The 2,864-nt window shown below is 56.0% G+C and carries 3 protein-coding genes; all 3 read left to right on the top strand.

The features are described from left to right. On the top strand, positions 1–531 hold a 531-nt coding region (locus tag VNX88_07860), incomplete at its 5' end, for a hypothetical protein (GenBank protein HWY68566.1). 37 nt (positions 532–568) lie between these two features. Further along, on the top strand, positions 569–1,561 hold the full coding sequence (locus VNX88_07865; GenBank protein HWY68567.1) for a GDP-mannose 4,6-dehydratase: 993 nt from the start codon (positions 569–571) through the stop codon (positions 1,559–1,561). Positions 1,562–1,581: 20 nt separating this feature from the next. After that, entirely contained in the window at positions 1,582–2,703 is a 1,122-nt protein-coding gene (locus VNX88_07870) for a glycosyltransferase family 4 protein (GenBank protein ID HWY68568.1), read from the top strand. The last annotated feature ends 161 nt before the right edge of the window (positions 2,704–2,864 follow it).

Here is a 2,864-nt window from a genome sequence, read left to right on the forward strand (position 1 = left end):
CCCTATGAACTCTATTCGGGCCGCACTGAAACACTGTATCGGGAACTGCTTCCGGGTCTTTGTGCGATTGCGCGCCAGCATCAGCGGAAGGTGGTCGTAAAGTTGCACCCCTTCGAGAGTGTGAGCGCTCGTTCCCGACTAGTCGACCGGATTCTGTCCGGGGATGACCGTCAGTTGGTGGAAATTTCCACGGCGGCCATTTCGGAGCAGCTTCTGCGTCGCATCTGGTTTGCCTTGACTGTGGAATCGAGCGTTGCCGTGGAGTGTGCTCTCGCAGGGATACCTTGTTTTCTGTGCGGATGGTTTGATCTCAGCATGCACTGCTACGGGCGGCAGTATGAGAAGTTTGGCGCCGCGCGAATCTTAAAGAGCCCGAGTGCTATAGCGCGTATCCCGGAGATGCTGGATTTGCAGGGCCCCGGTGCGGATTTTCCGAATCGCTTCTACCAGCCGATAACGCAAATGGAGCTTGACGGAATTTTGCAATCCGCGCGACTTGCACAAGCGAAGGATACGCAGCCGGAACGTTAGACCGGGTTCCTGGACACATGTTAGACTCGGGAAATTCGTGGCGAGCACAGCCCAAAGAGTTCTTCTGACCGGTGGGGCGGGATTTATCGGTTCGCATCTGGCGGAAGCTTTCCTTCGTAGAGGTTCCCAGCTAGCGATTGTTGACGAGCTCAATGATTTTTACTCGGCGCAGCGCAAGGAAGAAAACCTGGCTGAGGTGCGGCGTTGTGGCGCCTTCGAGTTTGTCCAACAGGACATTTGCAACAAGCCGGGATTACATGCCATCTTCGAGCGTTTCCGGCCAGACGTTATTGTTCATCTCGCGGCTCGCGCCGGAGTTCGGCCTTCCCTCGACGATCCGGCGCTTTATGAGCGCGTGAATATTGCGGGCACTTTGAATCTGCTTGACTTGAGTCGGGAGTTTCGTGTGCCCAAGTTCATCTTCGGCTCCTCCAGTTCGGTCTATGGAATTGCCGAGCGCGTTCCGTTTGCCGAGTCCAACACTGAATTGTGCCCCATTTCGCCTTATGCCGCGACGAAACTCTCGGGGGAAATGTTCTGTTTTACCTATGCGTACCTTTATGGGTTGACCGCAGTTTGCCTGCGTTTTTTCACGGTGTATGGCCCGCGGCAGCGGCCGGACCTGGCGATCCACAAATTTACCCGACTGCTTGAAACCGAGCGCCCGTTGCCGATCTTCGGGGATGCCTTGTCGGGAAGAGATTACACATACGTAGAGGATATCGTTGCAGGGGTTCTGGCATCGATCGAGTACGTGCCCGTTTCGGGGCCGGGAAACAGCCGATTCGAGATATTCAATCTGGGGAATTCGCATCCCGTCCGGTTGGGAGAACTGGTCGAATTGCTGGAGAAAGCCACCGGACGCAGAGCCGTCCGCCAGCAACTTCCTGAACAGCCGGGCGACGTCCCCATCACCTGGGCGGATATTTCCAAGGCCAAGCGGCTGCTTGGGTATGATCCACAGACGCCGATTGAAAAAGGGCTGGAGCAGTTCGTGTCCTGGTACCGAAGAGCGCGAAGCGCTACCTGAAGGCCGTTTGAAGCCTAGTGATGAATTCTGCTTTGGAAAAGAAGTCGAGCAGTCAGCCGCGAACCAGGGTCATCAGAATTCTCTTTAATGTCTGTGCGGATGCGGACAACTACAATGCGCAGAGCCTGAACGCGAGGGAGATCGCGCTGCGGCTCGATGCCGCGCGTTTTGAGTCCACTCTGTTCTTCGAGCGTTCCCCGGATACTCGGCTCTTGCGCGCCGGCATCAGAACGGTGAAATTGCCCAGACGCCGAAGGACGATCCGCATCCTTCGAGAAATGATGGGGCGCTACGATTTCATCGTATACATCGACTTAAGCCCGGCTTCGTACATTTATCTCCATCTGCCGCGGTTCCTGCGCCGGGGCACGAAGAGTGTGCTGTGCCTGGAAGGACCCAGGGGGAATCTCGACGGGGTCTCGGCAACGGTGCGCAAGTACGCCGATTATGCGGTTCGCCACGCGGATCTGAGGACTGCCGTCAGCGAATTCGTTGCGCAGGATGCCTGCGATTTGTTCGGCATAAGGGCCGACATGGTTATGCCTGTGGGAGTCGATACGCGAGTTTTCTCTCCGCCGGCCGTCCGAGACCATACGGTCGCGACAGTATTGTTCGTGGGCCATTTGATTGAGCGAAAAGGAGCGCATCTCGTTTACGACGCAGCGAAGCGGTTGCCCCAAGCCCAATTTCGTCTGATTGGAAATGCTCGCGACGGGTTCGGACGGGAGTTATTGAACGAGCATAAGAAGGCAAAGCTATCGAATATCAGCATCGAGAAGCCGGTTTCTCAACCTCAGCTTGCTGATGCCATGCGAGAGAGCGACATTTTCATTCTGCCGTCACGCATCGAAGGAATGCCAAAAGTTACGCTGGAAGCCGCCGCGACCGGTTTACCTTGCGTGGTTTTCAGCGACTATAAGACTCCCTCAGTCGCCGACGGTGTGACGGGATTCCAAGTGGAGACGTTTGAACAGATGGTGGATCGTCTGCAGTTGCTGATTCAAGATGCGGATTTGAGGCACAGAATGAGCGCGGCGGCAACAAGCCATGCCAAACAATTTGATTGGGACCACGTAGCGGCTCAGTGGGAGGCCACTTTCGCTGAAGTTCTCCGCCAACCGCGGGCCAGCGGTTTGAGATAATCTTTAACAACGATTTGTCGGCAAGCGCAAACAGGCATATTTTGAGCATCCCCGATACAACCATCGAGTCTTCGCAGTCGTCGCCAGCAACCAGTCATGAAGCGCGGTTTCGCAGCGAGATGGGACAGATCTCGCGGCATTCGGCGGTCTTCTTCGCGGGC

The organism is Terriglobales bacterium (genome assembly GCA_035567895.1).
Lineage (GTDB): Bacteria > Acidobacteriota > Terriglobia > Terriglobales > Acidobacteriaceae > Gp1-AA112.